25 protein-coding genes are annotated in these 25,005 nt (G+C 70.2%); 12 read left to right on the top strand and 13 right to left on the bottom strand.

The features are described 5' to 3' along the window. Positions 1-4: 4 nt before the first annotated feature. The 5 genes from ntrC to ACZ5PP_RS09935 form a co-directional block, all read right to left on the bottom strand. The gene (gene ntrC / locus ACZ5PP_RS09955) at positions 5-1,429 is read right to left on the bottom strand and encodes a nitrogen regulation protein NR(I) (protein WP_004314449.1); all 1,425 of its coding nucleotides are present in this window, start codon (positions 1,427-1,429) and stop codon (positions 5-7) included. A gap of 26 nt (positions 1,430-1,455) precedes the next feature. Further along, positions 1,456-2,532, bottom strand: coding sequence for a nitrogen regulation protein NR(II) (gene glnL / locus ACZ5PP_RS09950; RefSeq protein ID WP_004314448.1), 1,077 nt, complete (start codon positions 2,530-2,532; stop codon positions 1,456-1,458). 53 nt (positions 2,533-2,585) lie between these two features. Further along, positions 2,586-3,071 (bottom strand): DUF4124 domain-containing protein, encoded by a 486-nt coding sequence (locus ACZ5PP_RS09945; RefSeq protein WP_004314447.1) that lies wholly within the window; start codon positions 3,069-3,071, stop codon positions 2,586-2,588. 136 nt (positions 3,072-3,207) lie between these two features. Continuing rightward, on the bottom strand, positions 3,208-4,617 hold the full coding sequence (gene glnA / locus ACZ5PP_RS09940; protein WP_004314445.1) for a type I glutamate--ammonia ligase: 1,410 nt from the start codon (positions 4,615-4,617) through the stop codon (positions 3,208-3,210). 218 nt (positions 4,618-4,835) lie between these two features. Beyond that, on the bottom strand, positions 4,836-6,023 hold the full coding sequence (locus ACZ5PP_RS09935; protein WP_043742999.1) for a cation diffusion facilitator family transporter: 1,188 nt from the start codon (positions 6,021-6,023) through the stop codon (positions 4,836-4,838). Between the two features lie 59 nt (positions 6,024-6,082). On the opposite strand from ACZ5PP_RS09935, the gene ACZ5PP_RS09930 reads away from it, so the two are divergent. After that, entirely contained in the window at positions 6,083-6,535 is a 453-nt protein-coding gene (locus ACZ5PP_RS09930) for a rhodanese-like domain-containing protein (RefSeq protein ID WP_004314441.1), read from the top strand. Between the two features lie 117 nt (positions 6,536-6,652). Further along, complete coding sequence (gene nadA / locus ACZ5PP_RS09925) at positions 6,653-7,753, top strand: quinolinate synthase NadA (protein ID WP_043743002.1); 1,101 nt, start codon at positions 6,653-6,655, stop codon at positions 7,751-7,753. An 83-nt stretch (positions 7,754-7,836) separates the two neighbouring features. Here the strand turns inward: nadA and ACZ5PP_RS09920 are convergent, their stop codons facing one another. Then, a complete protein-coding gene (locus tag ACZ5PP_RS09920) occupies positions 7,837-8,268 on the bottom strand; it encodes a PaaI family thioesterase (protein WP_004314437.1) in 432 nt (143 codons plus the stop codon). A gap of 109 nt (positions 8,269-8,377) precedes the next feature. Between ACZ5PP_RS09920 and ACZ5PP_RS09915 the strand changes: the two genes are divergently transcribed. From ACZ5PP_RS09915 to clsB, 3 genes are all read left to right on the top strand, one after another. Continuing rightward, a complete protein-coding gene (locus ACZ5PP_RS09915; protein WP_273424383.1) occupies positions 8,378-9,307 on the top strand; it encodes a LysR family transcriptional regulator in 930 nt (309 codons plus the stop codon). Between the two features lie 153 nt (positions 9,308-9,460). Then, positions 9,461-10,210, top strand: coding sequence for an endonuclease/exonuclease/phosphatase family protein (locus ACZ5PP_RS09910; RefSeq protein WP_004314434.1), 750 nt, complete (start codon positions 9,461-9,463; stop codon positions 10,208-10,210). After that, the gene (gene clsB / locus ACZ5PP_RS09905; RefSeq protein WP_464827014.1) at positions 10,210-11,364 is read left to right on the top strand and encodes a cardiolipin synthase ClsB; all 1,155 of its coding nucleotides are present in this window, start codon (positions 10,210-10,212) and stop codon (positions 11,362-11,364) included. Before ACZ5PP_RS09910 ends, clsB begins: the two co-directional genes overlap by 1 nt. Before the next feature lie 46 nt (positions 11,365-11,410). Here clsB and ACZ5PP_RS09900 read toward each other — a convergent pair whose 3' ends face one another. The 3 genes from ACZ5PP_RS09900 to ACZ5PP_RS09890 form a co-directional block, all read right to left on the bottom strand. After that, positions 11,411-11,833: a CoA-binding protein gene (locus ACZ5PP_RS09900; RefSeq protein ID WP_287472683.1), complete on the bottom strand. Its 423-nt coding sequence runs from the start codon at positions 11,831-11,833 to the stop codon at positions 11,411-11,413. A 9-nt stretch (positions 11,834-11,842) separates the two neighbouring features. Beyond that, a complete protein-coding gene (gene gluQRS, locus ACZ5PP_RS09895) occupies positions 11,843-12,799 on the bottom strand; it encodes a tRNA glutamyl-Q(34) synthetase GluQRS (protein ID WP_464827013.1) in 957 nt (318 codons plus the stop codon). Positions 12,800-12,958: 159 nt separating this feature from the next. Further along, positions 12,959-13,873, bottom strand: a complete 915-nt coding sequence (locus tag ACZ5PP_RS09890) for a ChbG/HpnK family deacetylase (protein WP_464827012.1) — start codon at positions 13,871-13,873, stop codon at positions 12,959-12,961. Between the two features lie 258 nt (positions 13,874-14,131). On the opposite strand from ACZ5PP_RS09890, the gene ACZ5PP_RS09885 reads away from it, so the two are divergent. The 6 genes from ACZ5PP_RS09885 to ACZ5PP_RS09860 all read left to right on the top strand — a co-directional run bounded on the left by ACZ5PP_RS09885 (position 14,132) and on the right by ACZ5PP_RS09860 (position 19,992). Beyond that, entirely contained in the window at positions 14,132-15,067 is a 936-nt protein-coding gene (locus ACZ5PP_RS09885; protein ID WP_004308373.1) for a glycosyltransferase family 2 protein, read from the top strand. Next, positions 15,064-16,704, top strand: coding sequence for an ArnT family glycosyltransferase (locus ACZ5PP_RS09880; protein ID WP_464827011.1), 1,641 nt, complete (start codon positions 15,064-15,066; stop codon positions 16,702-16,704). The genes ACZ5PP_RS09885 and ACZ5PP_RS09880 overlap by 4 nt, the downstream gene beginning before the upstream one ends. Next, the gene (locus ACZ5PP_RS09875; RefSeq protein WP_004308368.1) at positions 16,701-17,111 is read left to right on the top strand and encodes a GtrA family protein; all 411 of its coding nucleotides are present in this window, start codon (positions 16,701-16,703) and stop codon (positions 17,109-17,111) included. Before ACZ5PP_RS09880 ends, ACZ5PP_RS09875 begins: the two co-directional genes overlap by 4 nt. Continuing rightward, complete coding sequence (locus ACZ5PP_RS09870) at positions 17,108-18,013, top strand: DMT family transporter (RefSeq protein WP_004308366.1); 906 nt, start codon at positions 17,108-17,110, stop codon at positions 18,011-18,013. Before ACZ5PP_RS09875 ends, ACZ5PP_RS09870 begins: the two co-directional genes overlap by 4 nt. Positions 18,014-18,034: 21 nt before the next feature. Beyond that, on the top strand, positions 18,035-18,559 hold the full coding sequence (gene def / locus ACZ5PP_RS09865) for a peptide deformylase (protein WP_276659703.1): 525 nt from the start codon (positions 18,035-18,037) through the stop codon (positions 18,557-18,559). 89 nt (positions 18,560-18,648) lie between these two features. Further along, entirely contained in the window at positions 18,649-19,992 is a 1,344-nt protein-coding gene (locus ACZ5PP_RS09860; RefSeq protein ID WP_464827010.1) for a metal-dependent hydrolase family protein, read from the top strand. 143 nt (positions 19,993-20,135) lie between these two features. On the opposite strand, the gene ychF is transcribed toward ACZ5PP_RS09860, so the two are convergent. Then, the gene (gene ychF, locus ACZ5PP_RS09855; protein WP_043743061.1) at positions 20,136-21,227 is read right to left on the bottom strand and encodes a redox-regulated ATPase YchF; all 1,092 of its coding nucleotides are present in this window, start codon (positions 21,225-21,227) and stop codon (positions 20,136-20,138) included. A gap of 421 nt (positions 21,228-21,648) precedes the next feature. Between ychF and ACZ5PP_RS09850 the strand changes: the two genes are divergently transcribed. Beyond that, positions 21,649-22,623 carry an ATP adenylyltransferase family protein gene (locus ACZ5PP_RS09850; protein ID WP_276659698.1) on the top strand — a complete coding sequence of 325 codons (975 nt, stop codon included), beginning with the start codon at positions 21,649-21,651 and terminating at the stop codon, positions 22,621-22,623. Between the two features lie 6 nt (positions 22,624-22,629). Here ACZ5PP_RS09850 and pth read toward each other — a convergent pair whose 3' ends face one another. The 3 genes from pth to ACZ5PP_RS09835 form a co-directional block, all read right to left on the bottom strand. Then, on the bottom strand, positions 22,630-23,310 hold the full coding sequence (gene pth / locus ACZ5PP_RS09845) for an aminoacyl-tRNA hydrolase (RefSeq protein WP_004308360.1): 681 nt from the start codon (positions 23,308-23,310) through the stop codon (positions 22,630-22,632). A 33-nt stretch (positions 23,311-23,343) separates the two neighbouring features. Further along, positions 23,344-23,946 (bottom strand): 50S ribosomal protein L25/general stress protein Ctc, encoded by a 603-nt coding sequence (locus ACZ5PP_RS09840; protein ID WP_004308358.1) that lies wholly within the window; start codon positions 23,944-23,946, stop codon positions 23,344-23,346. Positions 23,947-24,033: 87 nt separating this feature from the next. Further along, a complete protein-coding gene (locus tag ACZ5PP_RS09835; protein WP_004308356.1) occupies positions 24,034-24,984 on the bottom strand; it encodes a ribose-phosphate pyrophosphokinase in 951 nt (316 codons plus the stop codon). Between the last annotated feature and the right edge of the window lie 21 nt (positions 24,985-25,005).

The following is a 25,005-nucleotide window of genomic DNA, read 5'->3' as shown; positions in this document are numbered from 1 at the left end:
GCGATCAGCGCCCGCTTTCCTCCGTCTCCGGCGCGCGCTCCTCGTCCATGCCCAGCTCCTGGATCTTGCGGCTGATGGTGTTGCGGCCGATGCCGAGCAGCTGCGCGGCCTCGATGCGGCGGCCGCCGGTGGCGGCCAGCGCACGACGGATCAGGGTGCGCTCGAAATCGCGCGTGAGGCGGTCGAACACCTCTCCGGGGCGCGAGGCGATCAGGCGGTCGGCCTCGCTGCCCAGGCCCTCCATCCAGTTCGATGGCGACTCGCGGCCGGGTTGCTCGCGCATCTCGGGTGGCAGGTCGGCGACCTCCACCACCTGCGCCGGCGCCATCACGGTGAGCCAGTGGCACAGGTTCTCGAGCTGGCGCACGTTGCCCGGGAAAGGCTGAGCCTGCAGGTATTCGAGCGTGGCCTCCGAGATGCGCTTGCGCTCGACGCCGAGCTCCTGCGCGCTCTTCTGCAGGAAGTGCCGCACCAGCAAGGGGATGTCCTCATGGCGCTCGCGCAGCGGCGGCAGGCGCAGGCGGATGACGTTTAGGCGGTGGAAGAGGTCCTCGCGGAACAGGCCCTGGCGCACGCGCTCCTCCAGGTCCTGGTGGGTGGCGGCGATCACGCGCACGTTGGCGCGGATCGGTTGCTGGCCGCCGACGCGGTAGAAGTGGCCGTCGGAGAGCACGCGCAGCAGCCGTGTCTGCAGCTCGGCCGGCATGTCGCCGATCTCGTCGAGGAACAGCGTGCCGCCGTCGGCCTGCTCGAAGCGGCCGCGGCGCTGGGTGGCGGCGCCGGTGAAGGCGCCGCGCTCGTGGCCGAAGAGTTCGGATTCGAGCAGGTCGCGCGGGATGGCCGCGGTGTTGATGGCGATGAAGGGCGCGTCGCGGCGCGGGCTGTGGCGGTGCAGGGCGCGCGCGACCAGTTCCTTGCCGCTGCCCGACTCGCCGTTGATCAGCACGGTGGCGTGCGAGTGGGCGAGCCGCCCGATGGCGCGGAAAACCTCCTGCATCGCCGGGGCCTGGCCGAGGATCTCGGGGGCCAGGGTGGCCTCTTCGCTCGCACCGTTCTGGTGCGCGGTCTGCTCCAGCGCACGACGGACGAGCGCGACCGCCTGGTCGACGTCGAAGGGCTTGGGCAGATACTCGAAGGCGCCGCCCTGGAAGGCCGCGACTGCGCTGTCGAGGTCGGAGTAGGCGGTCATGATGATGACCGGCAGCTGCGGGTGGCGCTCCTTCACCTTCTGCAGCAGGTCCAGCCCGGACTCGCCGGGCATGCGGATGTCGGATAGCAGCGCGGCCGGCGGCTGCGGTGCGCGCTCGAGCTCGGCGAGCGCGTCGCCGGCGGAGCTGAAGCTGGCGTGGTCGATGCCCTCGCGGCCGAGCGCCTTTTCCAGCACCCAGCGGATCGAGCGGTCGTCGTCGATGATCCAGACGGTGTTCATATCGTATGCACTATTCTGGTGCGCGCTCAGGCACGCTCGGTAATCGGCAGCAGGATCGTGAAGCAGGTGCGCCCGGGACGGCTATCCACCTCGATCATGCCCTGGTGTTGCTCGATGAAGCTCTGTGCGAGCGACAGGCCCAGACCACTGCCGCCCTCCCGCCCCGAAACCAGCGGATAGAAGATGCGATCGCGGATCTCCTCGGGGATGCCGGGGCCGTCGTCGATTACTTGCAATTTGAGTGCCAGTTTGTGACGGCGCTTGGCGAGCGTGACCTGGCGCGCGATGCGGGTGCGCAGCAGGATCTCGCCGTGGCCGCCCAGCGCCTGTGCGGCGTTGCGCACGATGTTGAGCACGGCCTGGATGAGCTGCTCGCGATCGGCGGTGAGCTCGGGCAGGCTGAGGTCGTAGTCGGGGACGATGCCGATCGAAGGAAACTCGGCGAGGATCAGGCGGCGCACGCGTTCGAGCACGTCGTGGAGGTTGATCGAGGCCGGGCGCATCATGCAATGCGAACTCAGCAGGCGGTTCATCAGGTCCTGCAGGCGGTCGGCCTCGGCGATGATGACGTCGGTGAATTCGCGCAGCTGCGGGTCGTCGAGTTCGTGCTGCAGCAGCTGGGCCGAGCCGCGGATGCCGCCGAGCGGGTTCTTGATCTCGTGCGCGAGGTTGCGGATGAGCTCGCGGTTGGCCTGCTGCTGGTGCAGCAGCTGCTCCTCGCGCGCGACGCGCAGCTGCGCGTCGATCGGGCGGAATTCGAGCAGCAGGCGCACGCTTGCGGTGTCGACCGGCGTCACCGTGCAGTCGAGCCGCAGCGGCTCGGCGTCGCCGCGCTGCACGCTGATGTCCTGGCCGGTGTAGCTCCAGTTGGTGCGCAGCGCGTTGTCGAGCGCCGCGGCCAGGCCGGGCGGGCTGCCGAGCAGGCGTTCGAGCGGTTGGCCGAGCAGCTTGCGCCGGCTGATCGCGAACAGGTTCTCCGCGCCCGCGTTGAGGTAGCGGATCACCAGCCCGGCGTCGACGAGCACGACCGCCGAAGACAGCAGGTCGAGTCCGGCGAACGGGCTGCTGGGGCTGCTGGCGGCGTGGGTGGGGTGCGATGGCATGGGCGCGTCCTGTTGTTCGGTCGAGGACATGCAAGAAGCGCGCCAGGTCCGGGTCATCGCAGGCCGGAGATCTCCCGGCGCAGTGCATCGACATTGCGCTTGTGCAATTCGACGCGGTCCTTGAAGGGTCGCACGCGGTCGAGCACCTTCTGGTAGTTGCGCTCGTCGCCGAGACGGATGGATTCCTGCTCGGCGAGCGCCTTCTCGGCCTCGGCCAGCTTCTGCTCCTCGGTGCGCAGTTCTTCCTGCAGCACCTGGCGGCGGGCGTCGTCACGGCCGCGCTGCTCGTTGGGGCTCACGCGCGGGAAGTCGCCGCCCGTGGGCGTCTCGCGTGCCGCCGGAGCGGCGGGACGGCGCACGGGGGCGGGCACCGAGGACACCGGCTGGTCGGACTGCAGGCGCACGCAACCGCGCGCGAGTGCGCGATCGTTGGTGTAGGTCACCCTGCCGTCGGCATCGGTGCACTTGTAGATTTCGGCATGGGCCGGCGCGGCAAGGCCGGCGAGCAGGAGCAGCGGGAGGATTCGATACGGTCGCATGCGCAGGTCCGGAGGGGCGCGGGGACGGCAGTAACGGGCTGCAATGCCGTCATCCTTGCGGGTCAGGCCCGATTAGACCCCAGAAAAAAGGGACGGGCAACGCCCGTCCCTTCCGTCCTGCGCAGGATTTCCCGGCTTACAGGCTGTAGTACATGTCGAATTCCACCGGGTGGGTGGTGATGCGCATGCGATCGACCTCTTCCATCTTGAGCGCGATGTAGGCGTCGATGAAGTCGTTCGAGAACACGCCGCCGCGGGTCAGGAACTCGCGATCCTTGTCCAGGTACTCCAGCGCCTGCTCGAGGCTGGTGCACACGGTCGGGATCAGCGCGTCCTCTTCCGGCGGCAGGTCGTACAGGTTCTTGTCGGCCGGGTCGCCCGGGTGGATCTTGTTCTGGATGCCGTCCAGGCCCGCCATCATCAGCGCGGCGAAGCACATGTACGGGTTGGCCAGGGGATCCGGGAAGCGCGACTCGATGCGGCGGCCCTTCGGGTTGGCGACGTAGGGGATGCGGATCGAGGCCGAGCGGTTGCGCGCCGAGTAGGCGAGCTTGGTCGGGGCCTCGTAGTGCGGCACCAGGCGCTTGTACGAGTTGGTGCCCGGGTTGGTGATCGCGTTGAGCGCGCGGGCGTGCTTGATGATGCCGCCGATGTAGTACAGCGCGGTCTCGGACAGGCCGGCGTAGCCGTTGCCCGCGAACAGGTTCTTGCCGTCCTTCCAGATCGACTGGTGCACGTGCATGCCGGAGCCGTTGTCGCCGACGATGGGCTTGGGCATGAAGGTGGCGGTCTTGCCGTACTGGTGGGCGACGTTGTGCACGATGTACTTGAGCACCTGGGTCCAGTCGGCGCGCTGGGTCAGCGTGCTGAACTTGGTGCCGATCTCGCACTGGCCGGCGTTGGCCACTTCGTGGTGGTGCACCTCGACCGGCACGCCGCAGGCCTCGAGCGCGAGCACCATGGCGGCGCGCACGTCGTTGAGGCTGTCGACCGGCGGAACCGGGAAGTAGCCGCCCTTGACGCGCGGACGGTGGCCGGTGTTGCCGCCTTCGAACTTGTCGGCGGTCGACCAGGCGGCCTCTTCCGAGATGATCTTGCTATACACGCCCGACATGTCGACCGACCACTCGACCGAGTCGAAGATGAAGAACTCGGGCTCGGGGCCGAAGAAGGCGGTGTCGCCGATGCCGGTGCTCTTCAGGTAGGCCTCGGCGCGCTTGGCGATCGAGCGCGGGTCGCGGTCGTAGCCCTTGCCGTCGGAGGGCTCGATGACGTCGCAGGTGATGACCAGCGTGGTCTCGTCGAAGAAGGGGTCGATGTATGCGGTCGACGGCTCCGGCATGAGGATCATGTCCGAGGCCTGGATGCCCTTCCAGCCGGCCAGCGAGGAGCCGTCGAAGGGGTGGCCGTGCTCGAAGTGCTCTTCCTCGAAGGCCGACACCGGCAGGCCGACGTGATGCTCCTTGCCGCGAATATCCGTGAAGCGCAGGTCCACGAAGCGCACTTCGTTTTCCTGGATCATCTTCATGACGTCTTGGGCGTTCATTTTGACTCCTGGTGAGATGAGGCGTTGTTGCGTTGAGCGGGTGGTGCAGCGGCCTGGGGTCGATGCGCCGGATTCGTGTGAGCAGGGCTAAGCACTTAGCGTGCCAGCCCTATGTCAGCGCGCAGGGCATTGTGCCACAAGGCTGCGAGCCCGAAATCGGTGCCTCGGCCCGGTGCGGATGCACTTCAATGGTGCGGATGTGCTCCCTGAATGCACTACTATGGTGCGAGCTCCACGAAGACGCGGATGTTGCGGTAGTGCGGATGTTCCGCGAGCCAAGTCTGGCGGTGCGATCGCAGTGCATCGAGCGCGTCCGCATCGGGGAGGGAGGGCAGGATGATTTCCACTTCCACGCGCTGGCCGAGGTAGTGGATCTGCACCCGCCGAGGGTCGGCGAAGCCGGGGCCGAGGAGCTTGCGCATGTGCGCGAGGATTTCGTCGCGCTCGGGCAGGGGGCCGGGCGGCACCGCCTGCAGCTCGCCATCGTCCTCGGGGTCGATATGCACCAGCACGTCGCGCACCTCGGGGTGGGCGGCGCGCACGCGCAGGTACACCGCGTCGGACACGCGGTGCCCCTCGGAGACGGTCAGCCGTGGATCGACCTGGACGTGGGCGTCGCACAGCACGCGGTCGGCCATCCGCCGGGTACGCATTTCGTGCAGGCCGATCACGCCCGGCGTCTCGCGGATCGTCGTGCGCAGGCGCTCGAGCTCCTCCTCCGGCAGGCCGGTGTCGATCAGTTCGCGCACCGACTTCAACGCCAGGCGGATGCCCATGTGCAGGATCAGGAAGCCGACCACCGCCGCGGCGAGCGGCTCCAGGAAGGGGTAGCCGGCCAGGCTGCCGCCGATGCCGGCGGCCACGACCAGCGAGGACGCCGCGTCCGAGCGTGCATGCCAGGCGTTGGCCTCGAGCATCGGCGCGTTGAGGCGGCGTGCGGCGGCGAGCGAGAAGCGGAACAGGCCTTCCTTCGCGGCGAGGGTCAGCAGTGCCATTCCCAGGGCCGCCGGATGCAGTACCGGCAAGGCCCCGATGTTCTGCAGGCGGATCCCCGAACTCCACAGGAAGCCGACGCCCACCGCCGCCAGGACGGAGCCGAGCACCAGCGTGGTGACGGTCTCGATGCGGCCGTGTCCGTATGGATGGTTGGTGTCGGCCGGATCGGCGCTGTGGCGGCCGGCGAGCAGCACCAGCAGGTCGGTGATCAGGTCGGAGAGGGTGTGGGCGGCGTCGGCCACCAGGCTGAACGCGCCGGCGAACAGGCCGATGACGACCTGGCCCATGGTGAGCACCGTGTTGGTCACGATGGCCACCAGGGTGGCACGCTGGATGCCACGGCTGCGGGCGAGGTCGTCCGCGCCCGCAGAGGGACGCGCAACCGGGGAGGAGGCTTGGCGGGAGTGCATGAGGGGGGCGCGGCGGACGCGCTATACTTCGACCGCCCTCATTTTAGACGGATGTTCGCATGGGAACCCTGTCGGAACTGTTGACGCTCGCCCACGAGCGCGCCGAAAGCCTCGGGCTGCCCTACCAGGGCGCGCTCACCCCCGCCGAAACCTGGCAGGTGATGCAGCTCGCCCCCGGTGCCAAGCTGGTCGATGTGCGCACGCGCGCCGAGCTCGACTGGGTGGGGCGCGTGCCCGGCGCGATCGAGATCGAGTGGAAGAGCTATCCCTCGATGCAGGAGAACCCCAACTTCCTCGCCCAGTTGAAGCACCAGGTCGACCCCGAGGCGCTGGTGCTGTTCCTGTGCCGTTCCGCCGTGCGCTCGGACTCCGCCGCGCGGCTCGCCGGCGCCAACGGCTACGCCAACTGCTACAACGTGCTCGAAGGCTTCGAAGGCGACAAGGACGCCAACAACCAGCGCAACCGCATTGGCGGCTGGCGCCTCGCCGGCCTGCCCTGGTACCAGGGCTGAGCGGCAACAAATCCTTACCCGGCCCCGCCCGCCGCGGTCGAACCCGCGGCGGCATGCGGGGTCCGACGCCCGCAACCCCGGGATTGCCCCCTCCCAACGGATCCGGATACCGAAACAATGCAAGTCTCCACCATCAGCTTCGACCGCTTCAACGTGCTCGCCGACAACGAGGCGCAGGAGCGCATCCGCGCCGCCCGCGCACGCCTCGGCGAGCGGGCGGTGCTGCTCTGCCACCACTACCAGCGCGCCGACGTGTACCAGCACGCCGACCTCACCGGCGACTCGCTCAAGCTCGCGCGCCTGGCCTCGCAGACCGATGCCGAGTACATCGTGTTCTGCGGCGTGCACTTCATGGCCGAGGTCGCCGACATCCTGTCCAAGCCCAGCCAGATCGCCATCCTGCCCGACCTCGCCGCCGGCTGCTCGATGGCCGACATGGCGAGCCTGGCCAAGGTCGAGCGCTGCTGGCGCGAGCTCGCCGAGGTGCTCGGAAAGCCCGACGAGCTCATCACCCCGGTCACCTACATCAACTCGGCGGCCGACCTCAAGGCCTTCTGCGGCGAGCACGGCGGCATCGTGTGCACCTCGACCAACGCGCCGACCATCCTCGACTGGGCCTTCTCCAAGCGCGAGAAGGTGCTGTTCTTCCCCGACCAGCACCTCGGGCGCTGGACCGGCTTCAAGAAGGGCATCCCGCTCGACGAGATGGTGGTGTGGGACCCCGACCTCGAGTACGGCGGCCTCACCCCCGAGCAGATCCGCAAGGCGAAGATCCTGCTGTGGAAGGGGCACTGTTCGGTGCACCAGATGTTCCAGCCGGTGCACATCGACCGCTGGCGCGAGAAGCACCCGCACGGCTTCGTCATCTCCCACCCCGAGAGCATGCTCGAGGTGTGTCAGAAGTCCGATTACGTCGGCTCCACCGAGTTCATCCTCAACACCATCACCCAGGCGCCGCCCGGCACGCACTGGCTGGTGGGCACCGAGCTCAACCTGGTGAGCCGCCTCGCCGAGGAGATGAAGCCGCAGGGCAAGGTGGTGCAGTTCATGGCGCCCACGGTGTGCATGTGCTCGACCATGCAGCGCATCGACCCGCAACACCTGGCGTGGACGCTGGAGAACCTCGCCGAGGGCAAGGTGGTGAATCAGATCAAGGTGCCCGCGCACGAGGCCGAGCTCGCGCGCATCGCGCTCGACCGCATGCTCGCGGTGTCCTGAACACGCGATCCGCGCTCGCAAGAACCGGGGGCGTCTCCCGCGAGGGGGCGCCCCCGTTGCGTCCACCGGGCGCCGTAGCCGCCTCAGCCGCGCGGCCAGAGGACCATCTGCGTGCAGCGGAAGAGCGCGATCACCCGCCCGCTGGCCTCGTCGGTGACGGTCGCGTCCCACACCTGGGTGGTGCGTCCGAGGTGCTGGGCGGTCGCGCTGCATGCGATCGCGCCCTCGCGCACCGTCCCCAGGTGGTTGCTCTTGAGCTCGATGGTGGTGAAGGAGTCCGCGCCCGCGGGCAGGTGGGCGATGGTCGCGTAGCCGCAGGTGGTGTCGGCCAGCGCGACGACGCTTGCGGCGTGGAGGAACTCGTTCGGTGCCGCGTGCAGCTTCTTTACCGGCATCCGGCTGTTCAGCCGGCGCTCGTCGAGCGCCAGCATCTCGATGCCGAGGTAGCCGGGCAGGTACTCGCCGCCGGCCTCGTTCAGGGTGTGGATGCTGACTTCGGGACGCAGTGCGCTCATCTGGGGCTCCTTCATAAAGACTCGCAATGGAAAGCGTTGATGAGGATAGTCTTCTTATTGCTTCCGGATAAGTCGATAATCTTGTTCGTTGCGTCAACGGATCATTGACATGAGCTGGTTACCGGCCTGGGAGAGCTTCGTCCGCGTGGTCGAGGGCGGCAGCATGGCGGCCGCTGCGCGCACGCTCGGCTGCACGCGCGCCCAGGTCAGCAAGCAGGTCGCCGAGCTCGAACGCCGCCTCGGCGCCGCCCTCTTCGAGCGCTCCACCCGGCGGCTCGTCCTCACCCCCGCCGGGGAGGTGTTCCTGCGCCACGCGGCGCGCGCACTGGAGGCCGTGGACAGCAGCGAGATCGCGGTGCGCAACCTCGGCGAGCGCCCGAGCGGCACGCTGCGGGTGAGCGCGACGCTCGCCTTCGGGCGTCACTTCGTCGCGCCCCTGCTGCCCGTCGTCACGGCGGCGAACCCCGGGCTGGAGATCGAGCTGGTGCTCACCGACCGCCTGGTCGACCTGGTGGACGACCGCATCGACCTCGCGCTGCGCATGACCGCGCGGCCGCCGGAGGATGCGGTCGCGCGCCACCTGCTGCGCCTGCGCTGGGTGCTCTGCGCGGCGAGCGCCTATGTCGAGCGCCACGGCAGCCCGCGCGAGCCGGCCGAGCTGGCGCAGCATGCGTGCATCGGCCACCCCGCGATCGGCGCCGCCCCCTGGGGATTGGTCGCCGCGGCTGGCGCGCAGGCCCGCGTTGCGGTGCGCAGCCGCGTCCGTTTCGACAGCCTCGATTGCACGCTCGACGCGGTCCTCGCCGGCCACGGCATCGCCATCCTGCCCGCCTACCTGTGCGAGCCGGCGCTGCAGGCCGGCAGCCTGCGCACCGTGCTCGACGGCTGGGAGCCCGCGTTCGACGCCGGCCGCGACCTGTACGCCTGCTACACGCCGGGCAGGGTGGGGGTATCCAAGGTGCGCGTCTTCATGGATGCGTTGCAGCAGCGGCTGCAGCCGCTGCCGTCGTGGGCCTGCGCCGCGGGTGTGGGCGGATGAGACAGGCGGTGAAAGCCTCGGCGAACGGTGGCGAGCCGGGGCGGGCGGCCGACGAATCCGTGCCGTCGATCGTGCGCCGGAGGCTTTAACATCCGCTTCCCGCCCGCATATGATGTCGCGTGGTCTTCACCCCGGCCGGAGTCGCCTCCGCTCATGCCCCTGCGTATCTGCTCCTACAACATCCACAAGGGTTTCTCGCAGTTCAACCGCCGCATGGTGGTGCATGAGCTGCGCGACCGCCTGCGCAGCCTGGATGCCGACCTCGTCTTTCTGCAGGAGGTGCAGGGCCTGCACCTGGGCCATCCGGCACGCCACCCCGACTGGCCCGCGCTGCCGCAGCACGAGTTCCTCGCCGAGGACGCCTGGCAGCAGATCGCCTATGGCGGCAACGCGATCTACGACCATGGCCACCACGGCAACGCGATCCTGAGTCGCCACCTCATCCTCAGCACCGCCAACCAGGACGTCTCCGACCATCGCTTCGAGCGCCGCGGCCTGCTCCACTGCGAGGTGCAGCTGCCCGAGTTCGACGTGCCGGTGCATTGCGTGTGCGTGCATCTGGGCCTGATGGCGGGCAGCCGGCGGCGCCAGATGGAGGCGCTCGCCGAGCGCATGGAAGAGCTCGCCCCGGGCAACGCGCCGCTGATCATCGCCGGCGACTTCAACGACTGGCGCAACCGCGCCGACGACCTGCTCGGGCGCCGGCTCGGGCTTGCCGAGGCCTTCGGCAGCGGACGCGGGCGACCGGCGCGCAGCTACCCGAGCACGCTGCCCTTCTTCCGCCTCGACCGCATCTACGTGCGCGGCTTCCGCGTGCGCCAGGCGCAGGTGCATTACGGCGCGCCGTGGGCGCGCATCTCCGACCATGCGGCACTGACCGCCGACCTGGAGCCGGTGGGCTGATGCAGTTCCTCGCGGGCAACGCGGTCGCGTTGCTGGAGAACGGCGGGCAGTACTTCCCGGCGCTGGAAGCCGAGATCGACCGTGCCGAGCGCGAGATCTTCCTGCAGAGCTACATCTTCGAGGACGACGGTACCGGCGCGCGCATCGCCGCTGCACTCGCACGCGCGGCGGGCCGCGGGGTCGCGGTGCGGGTGATGGTGGACGGCTTCGGCGGGCGCAGCTTCGTCTCGCGGCTGATGCCGCGCCTGCGCGAGGCCGGCGTGCAGGTGCTGATCTACCGCCGCGAGCTGCGTACCCTGTCGCTGCGCCGCCATCGCCTGCGCCGGCTGCACCGCAAGGTGGTGGCGATCGACGGCCGCGTGGCCTTCGTCGGTGGCATCAACGTGGTGGACGACTTCGATGCGGGCGCGCTGCCGCACCCGCGCTACGACTACGCGGTGCGCGTCGAGGGGCCGGTGCTCGCGCCGGTGGTGGCCTCGGCGCAGCGCCTGTGGCGGCTGGTGGCGTGGGCGAGCTTTCGCAGGCGCGCCGCCCAGCCGCTGCTGGCGCCGCCGCTGACCGACGCGGCGGGCTCGATCCGCGCCGCTTTCGTCGTGCGCGACAACCTGCGCCACCGCCATGCGATCGAGGAGGCCTATCTCGATGCGATTGCCGGCGCGCGCGAGGAGATCGTGCTCGCCAATGCGTACTTCTTCCCGGGGCGGCGCTTCCGCCAGGCGCTGATCGACGCTGCGCGGCGCGGCGTGCGGGTGACCCTGCTGCTGCAGGGCGTGTCCGATCACCCGATGCAGGTGTATGCGACGCGCGCGCTGTATCCGATCTTCCTCGACGCCGGCATCCGCCTGTTCGAATACCACCGCAGCCATCTGCACGCCAAGGTGGCGGTCATCGACCACCAGTGGGCCACCGTCGGTTCGAGCAACATCGACGCCTTCAGCCTGCTGCTTGCGCGCGAGGCCAACGTCTTCGTGGACGATCGCGGTTTCGCGGCGGAACTGCGCGCGAGCCTGGAGACGGCGCTGTGCGCCGGCGCGCGCGAACTCCGGCGTTCGGACTGGCGGCGCCTGCCCTTGCTGCGCCGCGGCCTGAGCTGGCTCGCCTACCAGCTCGTGCGCCTGGCGATCGGCATCGCCGGCTACGGCGGCGCGCACTGAGCTCGCGACGACGCTGGCGCGAATGCCGGGCGCGGCGTGCGCGGCTTCAGCCGATCAGGCGGCGGTGCTCGATCTTGGTGCAGCGGTCGCTCACCACCTTCAGGCCGGCGGCGGCGGCCTTGTCCGCGGCTGCGGGCGCGATCACCCCGAGCTGCAGCCACACGCTGCCGGCGCCCACTGCGATGGCCTCGTCCACCACCGCCATCACCTCCGCCGGCTTGCGGAACACGTCGACGATGTCGATCTTCCCCGGCACCTCGTGCAGGCTGGGATAGCACTTCTGACCAAGCACCTCCCCGTAGGCCGGGTTGACCGGGACGATGGTGTAACCGGCCCGCTGCAGGTAGTGCGCGACCTCGTGACTGGGGCGGTCCGGCTTGGCCGAGATGCCGACCACGGCGATCGTGCGCGCCTGCTGCAGCAGGCCGCGGATGGCCTCGGGTTGCGTGCTGATGTCGTTCGGATGCATGGGGTTTCCTCAGGAGAAGCCGCCGGCCACCGCCTGGCGACGGCGCGGCACGGCAGCGAGCGACCAGTGGGCCCGCGCCCACGCCCACGTTTCGGCGAGCGGCGCGGTGGCGAGCATGTCGGGTGGATTGTGGCCGAGAAAGCGCAGCGCGGCCATCAGGGCGACCTGCGGCGGATGCGCGTCGATCGCGCGCGCCAGGGTCTGCTTGGAGAGCTTCTCGCCCGCGGCGTTGGTGGCCAGCGGCAGGTGGGCGTAGGCGGGCACCGGCTGGCCGAGGAGGCCGAGCAGGTGGATCTGACGCGCGGTCGAATCGAGCAGGTCGGCGCCGCGCACGACGTGGGTCACGCCCGCCTCGGCGTCGTCCACCACCACGGCGAGCTGATAGGCGAAGAGCCCGTCGGCGCGCTTGACCACGTAGTCGCCGGCGTCGGCGGCGAGGTCGATCTCCTGCTCGCCCTGTACCGCGTCGCAAAAACGCACCACCCCTTCCGCACGCACGCGCCAGGCGCGGCCCGCGCGCCCCGGCGGCAGGCCGCCGCGGCAGGTGCCCGGGTAGCGGCGCGAGCCGTCGCGCGCGAGCGGCTGGTCGGCGAGTTCGCGTCGGGTGCAGGCGCAGGGATAGGCGAGGCCGGCGGCGCACAGGCGCGCGAGCGCGGCCGCGTAGGCGTCGCCGCGTTCGCTCTGGCGCACGACCGCGCCGTCCCATTCGAAGCCGAAGCGTTCCAGCGTGGCGAGGATGCCCTCGGCAGCGCCGGGGACCGTGCGCGGGGTATCGACATCCTCGATCCGCAGCAGCCAGCGTCCGCCGTGGGCGCGCGCATCCAGGATGCTGCCGACCGCGGCGACCAGCGAGCCGAAGTGCAGCGCGCCGCTGGGCGAGGGGGCGAAGCGGCCGACGTAGCGACCGACGCAGGGGGCGGCGGGGTGGCCTGTACCGGGGCAGGGGGAAGGGAGGGGCTGCTGCATGGCGAGGATCGTATCGACCGGGCGGGCGCTTGTGCAACGCGCGGCGGCCAGATTCGCGGGACCGACATTCGAGGCCGCCGACCCGTTCGGCGGCGTCTCGCGCCAAGGGTGGCTGCGGCGCGGTATCCGGAGCCTAAGCCCCGGCTGCGGTGGATCGCGTCAGGGGGGCGGAGTGGTCGTCCCGCCATCGAGTGCATCGAACGCCGCGAAGCGCGCAGGATGCAGGCCGGCGGCGGCGAGGTCGGCGAGGTACTCGGTGGAGGCGAGGTAGGCGAGCTCGGCCTCGCGCGGGGTGGTGAGCGGATCGCAGGCGCGCAGCGCGGCGTCCATCCGGCCGGGGTGTACGTGCACCAGCGGGCGCGGGCCGGTGGCGGCGAGGAAGCGGCGCATCTTCGGCGCGAACGGGCGCTCCGTGGAAAAATCATGCAGGCCGCTGAAGCCCGCGTTGCAGGGCAGGCCGGCCTCGCGCAGGCGGCGGTGGAGCCCGCGCCCGAGGGCGGAGATGAACCAGGCCTTGTCCACCGCCTCGCGGCGTCGCAGGCAGCGCAGCGGCGGCTCGACGCAGTCGCGCACCCACACGCGGCCGCGCGGGTGGCGGCGCAGCAGCTCGGCGATCAGCGCTTCGCGCACGCCAGGCAGCACATGCACGTGCTGGTGGCCGTCCACATGGTCGGGTGCGTCGCCCCAGGCGTCCTCGAAGGCGTCGAACTGGGCGCGGATCTCGTCCGCCACGGCGTCCGCCGGCAGGCGGCGGGCGAGGGCGGCGGCGAGCAGGCGGCCGAGCGGCGGCAGGCGCTCGCCCCAGGCCCGCCGTGCCGCGGCGCTGAGCGGAGGCTGGTCGGTCAGGGTCAGGTGCAGGCCGACGTCGGCCGGCGCGCGTGTCATCAGTGCGCGCAACGGCGGCGCGGCGCGGCGCCAGTCGGGCAGCGCGCTCATGCAGCTCGTGGCCGACAGCCGGCCGGTCTCGACGAGCGCGGCGATGGCTTCGCTGACACCGGGGGCGAGGCCGTAGTCGTCGGCGCACACCACGATCGGACGGGTGCCTGGAGCGGCAGGGCGGGAGGGGGCTTGCATGTGATCGGCGCTGCGGGCGGAAAGCCCGCAGTATCCCGCACCCGGTCCTCCCGCGGTGCAGTCCGTGCGGCGTTGCCCGTCCCTGCGAGCCAGCCGTGCTCCGGGCGCGCCGGGCAGGGCGCGAATGGTTTATCGTGGACGCCTTCGCTCCGGCTGCGGAGCCCACTCGCCGGTTGTTCCATCGTGTCGCACTCCGACTCGCTCGATGCCCACCCCCATGTGCCGCCCGCCTCCTCGGCACACCCCCGACTCTCGGTCGTGGTCCCGCTCTACAACGAGGGCGAAACGGTGGAGGCGCTGCATCGGCGCCTGTCGCAGGTGCTTGCGGCGCTGGAGCTGTCCGACTGGGAGATCGTCTGCGTCGATGACGGCAGCCGCGACGACACCTATGCCCGCGTGGCCGCCCTGTGCGCGGGTGACCCCCACCTCAAGGCGATCCGCTTCGCGCGCAACTTCGGCAAGGAGGCGGCGATGGCCGCCGGGCTGCAGGCGGCTGGGGGCGACGTGATCGTGCTGATGGACGGCGACCTGCAGCATCCGCCCGAGCTGATCCCCGAGATGCTTGCGCGCTGGCGTGGCGGGGCGATGATGGTCACCGCAGTGCGGCGCTCGCGCGTCACCGATCCCTGGCTGCGGCGCAAGCTGACTCGCGGCTTCTACGCCTTCTTCAGCAAGGTCTCCGAGGTCGAGCTCGCCGAGGGCGGGGGCGACTTCCGCGTCTTCGATCGCGCGGTGGTCGACGCGATCAACAGCCTGCCCGAGCGCACCCGCTTCATGAAGGGGATCACCAGCTGGGTGGGCTTCCGCCAGGAGGTGGTCGAGTTCGAGCCCGCGCAGCGCGCCGGCGGCGTCTCCGGGTGGTCGATGCTGCGCCTGCTGCGCTATGCGATCGACGGCCTGTCCGCCTTCAGCACCCTGCCGCTGCGGGTCTGGTCGGTGATCGGCCTGATGATGGCGGGGCTCTCGGGCTTGTACGGACTTTTCCTCGTGCTGCGCACGATGCTGTTCGGCATCGACCTGCCCGGCTACGTGTCGCTGATGGTGTCGGGGCTGTTCATGTCCGGCATCCAGCTCATCAGCCTGGGGGTGCTCGGCGAGTACGTGGGGCGCATCTTCACCGAGGTCAAGGGCCGGCCGCTGTTCCTGGTGTCGGAACGGCTCGGCTTCGAACGCAGGCCGGAGCGCGATCGATGATCCCGCCAGGCGGGACGGCGGGTGCGCCGGCCGCGGCGGCATCCGTCGGGGCGCATGGCGCGATCGCGCGCGGGCTCGCCCTCGCCGTGCTGGCGCTGGCCGGGGTGTTCGTGCTGCTCACCTTCGACCAGCACGGCATCAGCAACGACGAGGAGGTCCAGCATGTCTACGGCCGCCTGCTGCTCGACTTCTACGCCTCCGGCTTCGCCGACCGCCAGGCCTTCGAATACAAGAACCTCTATCTTTACGGGGGCTTCTTCGACCTCCTCGCGGCGGCCTTCGACCGCGCCGGGGTGGCCGAAGGGCCGGCGCTGTGGGACCTGCGCCACCTGATCTCGGCCGTCTTCGGTCTCCTCGGGCTGGCCGGCACCTGGCTGCTCGCGCGCCGGCTCGCGGGCGAGTGGGCGGGGCTGGCGGCGCTCGTGCTGTTGTCGATCACCGGCTCGTGGTCGGGCGCGATGTTCACCCACACCAAGGACATCCCCTTCGCCACTACGATGCTGTGGGCGCTGTACTTCAGCGTGCGCGTGCTCGACACGCTTCCCGCGCCGCCGTGGCGCGTGCTCGCGGGGCTGGGTGTGGCGCTCGGCTGCGCCTTCGGCCTGCGCATCGGTGCGGTGTTCGCGGTGTTCTACCTTGGCGTCGGCGTGCTCGCGGCGACGGCCTTGCAGCCGGGCGGGCGGGTGCGTTTCCTGCTTCGCGGCGTGCTGGCGCTGCTGCCGGCGGCGGCGATCGCGCTGGCGCTGGGCGCGCTGTTCTGGCCGTGGGCGGCGATGGAGCCGGGTAACGTGCTCACGGCGATGCGCGCGTTCTCGCATTTCAGCTTCGAGCTCGACACCGTGCTGGCCGGGCGCGTGATGAACGTCGGCGAGGTCCCGGGGCATTACCTCGCGGCCTACCTGCTGGTGCGCCTGCCGGAGCTTTTCCTCGCCGGGCTCGCGCTCGCGCTGCTGCTCGGCGTGCGCGCCGTGCCGGCGCTCGCTGGCGAGCAGGCCCTGCGCGCGGCCCTGCCGTGGCTGCCGGTGGTGCTGGCAGCGCTGTTCCCGCTCGTCTACACCCTGCTTGCGGCGCCGCCGCTGTACAACGGGCTGCGCCATTTCAGCTTCGTGCTGCCGCCACTGGCGGTGCTGGCGGGCATGGGGCTCGTGCGCGCGTGGCACGGCCTGAGCGTCCGTCCGCCGCTGCTGCGCCGCGCCGTGCTGGGCGCGTGCGCCCTGGCGGTCCTCGGCCAACTCGGCCAGCTCGCCCGCCTGCATCCCTACGAGTACCTCGCCTACAACCGCCTCGCGGGCGGCGTGCAGGGGGCGGTCGGGCGCTGGGAGCAGGACTACTGGGCGAGCAGCTTGCGCGAGGCGGTGCACGCCCTCAACGCCCTGGTCGCGCGCGAGGGGGGGGCAGGGCGACACTATTCCGTGGCCGTGTGCGCCGAGCCGCTGCAAGCCCAGGTGTGGCTCGCGCCCGGGTTGCGCGCGACGCGCGACTGGTGGGGGGCGGACTTCTACCTCTCCCCCACCCACATGGGTTGCGACGAGGCCATGCGGGGCCGCGTGGTGGCGCAGGTCGAGCGTGCGGGGCTGGTGCTGGCGGTGGTCAAGGATCGGCGCGCGCTGGTTGGCGAGGAGCGGCGGCCCCGATGAGCCCGTCCGGCGGATGCGCGCGTTTCCTGCGCTTTGCCGCGGTGGGGGCCGTGGGTACGCTCGCCCACTACGCGCTGTTGCTCGCGCTGGTGGAGGGCGCGGATGCGCCGCCGCTGGCGGGGGCCATCGCCGGATTCATGCTCGGCGCGCTGGTCAACTACGCCCTCGCGCGCCGGCTGGTGTTCGCGTCCACGCGCAGCCACGCCCAGGCCCTGCCGCGCTTCTTCGCCGTGGCGCTGGCCGGGCTGGCGTGGACGGCGCTGCTGATGAGTTTCTTCATGGAGCTGCTCGGCCTGCACTACCTGCTCGCCCAGGTGCTGACGACCGCGCTGCTGCTGCTGTGGCACTACGCCGGCAACGCCCTGTGGACCTTCCGCCGCGGCCGGCGCGACACGGAGAGCCGATGAGCGCACAGGCTCCCGCCGGTACGCCGCCGCACCGCCTCGAGGCCGACCTCCTGCTCGTGCTCACCACGTTGATCGCCGCGGCGGGCTGGATCTTCTCCAAGGAGGCGCTCACCGGCATGCCGCCGCTGATCTTCATCGGCCTGCGCTTCGCCATCGCCGGGCTGGTGCTGGCACTGTTCTCGCTGCCGCAGCTGCGCGCGCTCGATCGGCGCGGACTGCGCAACAGCCTGCTCGTCGGCGCGCTGTTCGCCGGCGGCATGGTGCTGTGGATCCTCGGCCTGTCGCACAGCAGCCACCTCGGCGAAGCCTCGTTCATCTCCAGCATGGGCATCGTCATGGTGCCGGTGTTCGCGCGCCTGTTCTTCGGCGATCGTCCGCCGGCGAGCACCTGGTTCGCGCTGCCGCTCGCACTCGCCGGCTTCGCCTGCCTGTCGCTCGACGGCGGCTTCGAGGTCGAGCTCGGGCAGTGGTTCTTCCTCGGCGCGGCGCTGGTGTTCGCGCTCATGTTCAACGTCAACTCGCACATCGTACGCAACGTGCCGGTACGCGCGCTCAGCGTGGTGCAGATGCTCGCCGTCGGCGTGCTGGTGCTGCCGCCGGCCTTGCTGATCGAGACCTGGCCGCAGGCCTGGAGCGCGCCGGTGCTCGGCTGGCTGCTCGCGAGCGCGCTGCTCGCCACCACGCTGCGCTTCCTGCTCCAGCTCCACGGCCAGAGCCTGACCACGCCCAGCCACGCGGCGCTGATCATGATGCTCGAGCCGGTGTGGACCGCGCTCGCCGCGGCGTGGTGGTTCGCCGAGACCATGAGCACGCTGCAACTCGCCGGCTGCGGGCTGATCTTCCTTGCCCTCGTGGTGAGCCGCTGGGCGTGGATCCGCGGCCTCTTCGGCGGGCGCGGCTGAACGATCGGGGAGAGAGATTCCATGGCTGTCCGTACCCTTCTGCGCATGGGTGATGCGCGCCTTCTGCAGCCGGCCGCGCCGGTCGGCGAATTCGGCACGCCTGCGCTCGCCGCGCTCATCGAGGACCTGTTCGACACCATGGCCGCGCACGGCGGTGTGGGCCTGGCCGCGCCGCAGATCGGCGTCGGCCTGCAGGTGGTGATCTTCGGCTTCGAGCGCAGCGAGCGCTACCCGGACGCCGCGCCGGTGCCGCGCACCATCCTGCTGAACCCGGTGATCGTTCCGCTCACGGAAGAGCGCGAGGAGGGCTGGGAGGGCTGCCTGTCGGTGCCCGGGCTGCGCGGCATGGTGCCGCGCGCCACGCGCATCCGCTACACCGGCTACACGCCCGCGGGCGAGCCGATCGAGCGCTTCGCCGAGGGCTTCCATGCGCGCGTGGTGCAGCACGAGTGCGACCACCTCGCCGGCGTGCTGTATCCGATGCGGGTGCGGGATTTCCGCCGCTTCGGGTTTACGGACGTGCTGTTTCCGGAGCTGCGGGGATAGCCAAGGCCTGGCTTTATCCCCAGGACGGGGGTGGCGGTCCGGACTGCTATCCTGATGATTGTTTCGATCACGTCCAGAGGGGTCGTCCGATGAGGCTGAAAACCTGTCTCGGTTGCGGGGTCGTCGTGCTCGCATCGCTGTGGCTGTCGCTGGCGCATGCGGCGGACAAGGCCGTCCTGTTCGAGAATGTCTTCGTCTTCGATGGCAGGAGCAGCGAGCGAGGCCGCTCGCCGGTCAACGTGCTGGTGGTGGGCGACACCATCCAGACCATCTCGGCGGCGCCGATCGCGCCGCCCGCGGACGCCGAGCTGACGCGTGTCGCCGGCGGGGGGCGCACGCTGATGCCCGGCCTGATCGATGCGCACTGGCACTCGATGCTGATCGGCCAGAAGCTGGTCGATGCCATGACCAGCGACGTCGGCTATACCAATCTGCGTGCGGCGCAGGTCGCCGAGGCGACGCTCATGCGCGGCTTCACCACGGTGCGCGACATGGGCGGGCCGGTGCAGGGCCTGCGGCGTGCGATCGAGGAGGGGCGTTTCCCCGGGCCGCGCATCTTCCCGTCGGGCGCGATGATCTCGCAGACCGGCGGCCATGGCGATTTCCGTCTGCCGCACGAGGTGCCGCGCGCCGCCAGCCAGGGTCTCAGTCATACCGAACTTACCCGCACCGCCGCCATTGCCGATGGCGCCGACGAGGTGCTGCGGCGCACCCGCGAACAGCTGATGCTCGGCGCGACGCAGATCAAGCTGATGGCTGGCGGTGGGGTGACGTCGATCTACGACCCGATCGACGCCACCCAATACACCCTGGACGAGATCCGCGCCGCAGTGGCTGCGGCAGAGAACTGGGGCACTTACGTTACGGTGCACGCCTACACCAGCCGTGCGGTTCAGGTCGCCATCGAGGCCGGGGTCAAGGCGGTGGAGCACGGCCAGCTGGTCGATGAGGAGACGGTCAGGCTGATGGCGCAGAAGGGGATCTGGTGGTCGCTCCAGCCCTTCCTCGACAACGAGCTCGCCAACCCGCAGGCCGGGGCCAACCGGGTCAAGCAACTGATGGTGGCGGCCGGCACCGATCGCGCCTACGCGCTGGCGCGCAAGCACGCGGTGAAGGTGGCCTTCGGCACCGACATCCTGTTCTCGGGGGACAACGGAGAGGTGCAGAACGCACGCCTGGTCTCGCTCGAGCGCTGGTATCCCCCCGGCGAGGTCCTGCAGATCGCGACCGGCCACAACGGCGCCCTGCTCGAGCTTACCGGCGAGCGCAACCCGTATCGCAAGCCGCTCGGGGTCGTCGCCGAGGGCGCGCTCGCCGACCTGTTGCTTGTCGATGGCGACCCGACGGCGGACCTGTCGCTCATCAAGCGTCCCGAGTCGAGCTTCGTCCTCATCATGAAGAACGGGCGCATCTACAAGAACCTGCTGCCCTGAGCGGCGCCTTCGCTGCCCCCCATGCGTTCGAGTTTGCTCATCCGTGCCGGCATGGTGGCGCCGGTCACCATTGCGCTGCCGCCGACGGCGGGCGCACAGCCGCCAGCCTCCGCCGACTTCCTCGACGCCGAAGGGGGCGCCGGTCAGACGTTGAACAGGAAGTTCAGCACGTCGCCGTCCTTGACCACGTATTCCTTGCCTTCCGCGCGCATCTTGCCCGCTTCCTTGGCGCCGGCCTCACCCTTGTACTGGATGAAGTCGTCGTAGGCGATGGTCTGGGCGCGGATGAAGCCGCGCTCGAAGTCGGTGTGGATGACGCCGGCGGCCTGCGGCGCGGTGTCGCCGACGTGGATGGTCCACGCGCGCACTTCCTTGACGCCGGCGGTGAAGTAGGTCTGCAGGCCGAGCAGCGTGTAGCCGGCGCGGATCAGGCGGTCGAGGCCGGGTTCTTCCAGGCCCATGGTCTCGAGGAATTCCTTCTTGTCGGCGTCCTCGAGGTCGGCGATCTCGGCCTCGATCGCGGCGCACAGCGCGACCACTTCGGCGCCCTCGGCGGCGGCGTGGGCGCGCACGGCGTCGAGGTGCGGGTTGTTGTCGAAGCCGTCCTCGGCGACGTTGGCGGCGTAGAGCACCGGCTTGGCGGTGATCAGGCAGAAGGGCTTGAGGCTGGCCCATTCTTCCTTCGACAGGTCGAGCGCGCGCACGGCCTTGCCCTGGTCGAGCTGGGCGAAGCACTTCTCGAGCACGGCGACGAGGATCTTGGCCTCCTTGTCACCCGAGGCGGCAGGGCGCTTGTAGCGGTTGAGCGCCTTCTCCACGGTGGCCATGTCGGCGAGGGCGAGCTCGGTGTCGATGACCTCGATGTCGCGGATCGGGTCGACGCTGCCGGAGACGTGGATCACGTTGTCGTCCGCGAAGCAGCGCACGACGTGCACGATGGCGTCGGTCTCGCGGATGTTGGCGAGGAACTGGTTGCCCAGGCCTTCGCCCTTGGAGGCGCCGGCAACCAGGCCGGCGATGTCGACGAACTCGACGATGGCGGGCTGGATCTTCTGCGGCTTGACGATCTCGGACAGCGCGGCCAGGCGCGGGTCCGGCACCTCGACGATGCCGACGTTGGGCTCGATGGTGCAGAAGGGGTAGTTCTCGGCCTGGATGCCGGCCTTGGTCAGCGCGTTGAAGAGGGTCGACTTGCCGACGTTGGGCAGGCCGACGATTCCGCATTTCAGGCTCATGTGAATCCTTGATCGTTCCGGGGGCTGCGTCGCCGCATCGGGGGCTACGGCCTTGATCCGGTATGGAAAGCCGGAGATTGTACCGTGTCGCGGGGTAGGGCTCCAAAGCGGGCGCGGGGTCGGTCCGTGCGCGGACTGCGGGGTAGGGCGGCGGTGGGGTGCCGCGGTTGGGTGCGGCTTCGATCCGACCGCGGGGCCGGGGCGGGGCACGATCTCTTGGTGCATTTCCGCAGCCGTGCCGGTTTCCGTAGGAGCGACGCGAGTCGCGATCGCCACCTCCGCATCCACCGTGGCCTGGCCGACCGCGTCGTCGCGGCTCCTGCGGCCATCCTCGCCATTTGCGGCCAGGAGCCATTCGGTTCGCTGCCGGCCTACAATCGCCCATCCTGCATTTGCCCAAAAACACACCGGAGGAGAAGGGATGAACATCAACTGGATCGAGGCGATCGATGCGTGCAGCAACGCGGCGCTGGCGTCGGGGGCGCTGGTGCCGGTGCAGGCCGAGCAGGTCGAAATGGAAGACGCGGGCATGCGCTTCATCGTGCGCTGGGTGTCCTCGCTCGCGGCCAAGGATGCGAGCAGGAGCGCCGCGCCGGCGCAGGCCGACGCCGCTGGCGACAGGGCGGGCAAGGCCGAAGGCGTGCAAGGTGGGGTGGTCAATGGCAAGGTGACCAAGGACGACAGGACGGTGGCGATCCCCGGCGGGCCGCGCGATCCGAACTTCAATCCTTTCCTGAATCCCGACCCGGCGCTCACCGTCGGACGGGTGGGTGATGCCCATGTGGCGATCCTGAACAAGTTCCCCCTGTGCGCGCGCCACCTGGTGCTGGCGCGGCGGGAGTTCGAGGAGCAGCTGCGGCCGCTCGCGCGCAGCGACTTTGCCGCGCTCGCCGAGCTGATGGGCGAGGCGGGCGGGATCGGGCTCTACAACGGCGGCACCGCTGCGGGGGCGAGCCAGCGCCACAAGCACGTGCAGTGGATGCCCGACGATGCCGGCAACGCCAGCCTGCGGCTGTTCGCGCCCGGGCTGCCCGCAGGGCTGGCGGAGCAGGGGATGGCGACGCATCCGGCGCTGCCGATGCGGCATTGCTTCGTGCGCGTGCGCTGCGGTCGCGGCGAGGCGGTGGAGACTGCGGCCGACAGCCTGCAGGCCGGCTTCGAGCGTGCGTGTGCCGAGCTCGGCCTGGGAGCGGGGGAGGACGGGCTGCTGCCACCCTTCAACCTGCTCGCGGGCGATGGCTGGCTGCTGGCGATTCCGCGCAGCCGGGAGCACTTCGAGGGGATCTCGATGAGCGCGGTGTGCTTCGGTGGCACGCTGTACACACGCCATCGCGAGCAGATCGAGGCGATCCGCGCGGTCGGGCCGCTGCGCGCGCTGGCGGCGGTGGGCTGCTGAGCGGGATCAGGCGGCGGAGCCGTCCGTCGCGGGCGGTTCCGTGCCGGCGTCGGGTTGCGCGGGCCTGGGGGTCTTGGGAGGCTTCGGGGGCTTGGGCGGCGCGGGACGTACGTTGAGCCGGGTCGCCGCGGCATTGAGCTCGCCGCGCACGATCTGCGGCCAGACCGCGAGCGCCTTGTCGAGCGCTTCGTCGATCTGCTGCTGTTCTTCGCGCCGCGCGGGCTTGAGCACGAAGTTCACCACCTCGTTGCGGTCGCCCGGATGGCCGATGCCGATGCGCAGGCGCCAGTAGTCGTTGGTGCCGAGATGGGCGGAGGTGTCCTTGAGGCCGTTGTGGCCGCCGAGGCCGCCGCCGAACTTGAGGCGCAGCTGGCCGGGGGGGATGTCGAGCTCGTCGTGCACGACGAGGATCTCGGCCGGTTCGATGCGGTAGAAGCGCGCGAGCGCACCGATCGCCTGGCCGGAGCGGTTCATGAAGGTCTGCGGCATCAGCAGCCACATGCCCGCTTCACGCGCGTTGGCCACCAGGCCATGGAAACGCGATTCGAACGAGTAGCGCGCGCCGAGCTGGTCGGCGAGCCGCTCGCAAAACCAAAACCCGGCGTTGTGCCGGGTTTCGGAGTATTCGGCGCCCGGATTGCCGAGGCCGACGATCAGACGGGGCGGACGCGCGGCGGCGTTGCTCATCGGTCGTCGGTCTCCTGCATCCGGGCCGGGCGATCAGGCCTGCTCGCCTTCGCCTTCGGCTTCGGCGGCACCCTTCACCTGCAGCGCGGTCGCGACCACCGGGTCGCCTTCGCCGTGCTGCACCAGCTCGACGCCGGCCGGCAGCTTGATCTGCGAGACGTGCACCGACTGGCCGGCTTCCAGCGCCGACAGGTCGACCTCGATGAACTCGGGCAGGTCCGTGGGCAGGCACTGCACGTCGAGTTCGTTGATGGTGTGCGAGATCATGCAGCCGCCGAGCTTGACGGCGGGGGCGACGTCGGCGCCGACGAAGTGCAGCGGCACCTTCAGGTGCATCTTCTCGCCCGCGGCGATGCGCTGGAAGTCGAGGTGCAGCACCTGTTGCTTGAACGGGTGCCATTGCACGTCGCGCAGCACGGCGTTCTGCTTGGCGCCATCGACCTCGATCGAGAGCACGGAAGCGTGGAAGGCTTCCTTGCGCAGCAGGTGGTAGAGCTCGTTGTGGTCCATCGACACCGGCTGGGTTTCGCCCGCACCGCCGTAGAGGATGCCCGGGATCCGGCCGGCGCGACGCAGGCGGCGGCTCGCACCCGTACCCTGCGCGTCACGCTTGGTGGCCTTGAATTCGATTTGCATGTGATGCTCCTGAGTGGGTTGTCCCCGCCCGCGACCAGGCGGAGACGGTGGATGCCCGTCCGACGCGGGGCCGGAAGGGCGAAAGCCTTATTCCATGAACAGCGAGGAGACCGACTCCTCGTTGCTGATGCGCAGGATGGTGTCGGCGAGCAGCGAGGCCACCGAGATCTGGCGGATGCGCGGGCACGCCTTGGCGTCGTCGCGCAGCGGGATGGTGTCGGTGACGACCAGCTCGTCGAGCTCGGACTCGTTGATGCGCGAGACCGCCGCGCCCGACAGCACCGCGTGGGTGCAGTAGGACAGCACACGCTTGGCGCCGTGCTTCTTGAGCGCGGCGGCAGCCTTGCACAGGGTGCCGGCGGTGTCGACGATGTCGTCCATGATCACGCAGGTGCGGCCCTCGACCTCGCCGATGATGTTCATCACCTCGGAGACGTTGGCCTTGGGGCGGCGCTTGTCGATGATCGCCAGGTCGCACTCCATGCGCTTGGCGAAGGCGCGCGCGCGCACCACGCCGCCGACGTCGGGCGAGACGACGAGCAGGTCGTCGTACTTCTGCTTGTCGAGGTCGGCGAGCAGCACCGGCGCGGCGTATACGTTGTCGACCGCGATGTCGAAGAAGCCCTGGATCTGGTCGGCGTGCAGGTCCATGGTCAGCAGGCGCTGGACGCCCACCGCCTGCAGCATGTTGGCGACCACCTTGGCGGTGATCGGCACGCGCGCCGAGCGCGGGCGGCGATCCTGGCGGGCGTAGCCGAAATAGGGGATGGCGGCGGTGATGCGGCCGGCGGAGGCGCGCTTGAGGGCGTCGACCAGCACCAGCAGTTCCATCAGATTGTCGTTGGTCGGGGAGCAGGTGGGCTGCAGGACGAAGACGTCCTTGCCGCGCACGTTCTCGAGCAGTTCGACATTGACCTCGCCGTCCGAGAAGCGGCCGACGGTGGCCGAGCCGAGGGAGATCCCCAGGCGTCGCGTCACGTCGGCGCCAAGCTTGGGGTTGGCGTTGCCGGTGAAGACCATCAGGCTGCCGTGGGGCATTTCTGCTACTCCGAGTGCCGT

It is taken from the genome of Thauera sp. DNT-1 (assembly GCF_055393985.1).
This window is presented reverse-complemented; position numbering and strand designations above follow the sequence as displayed.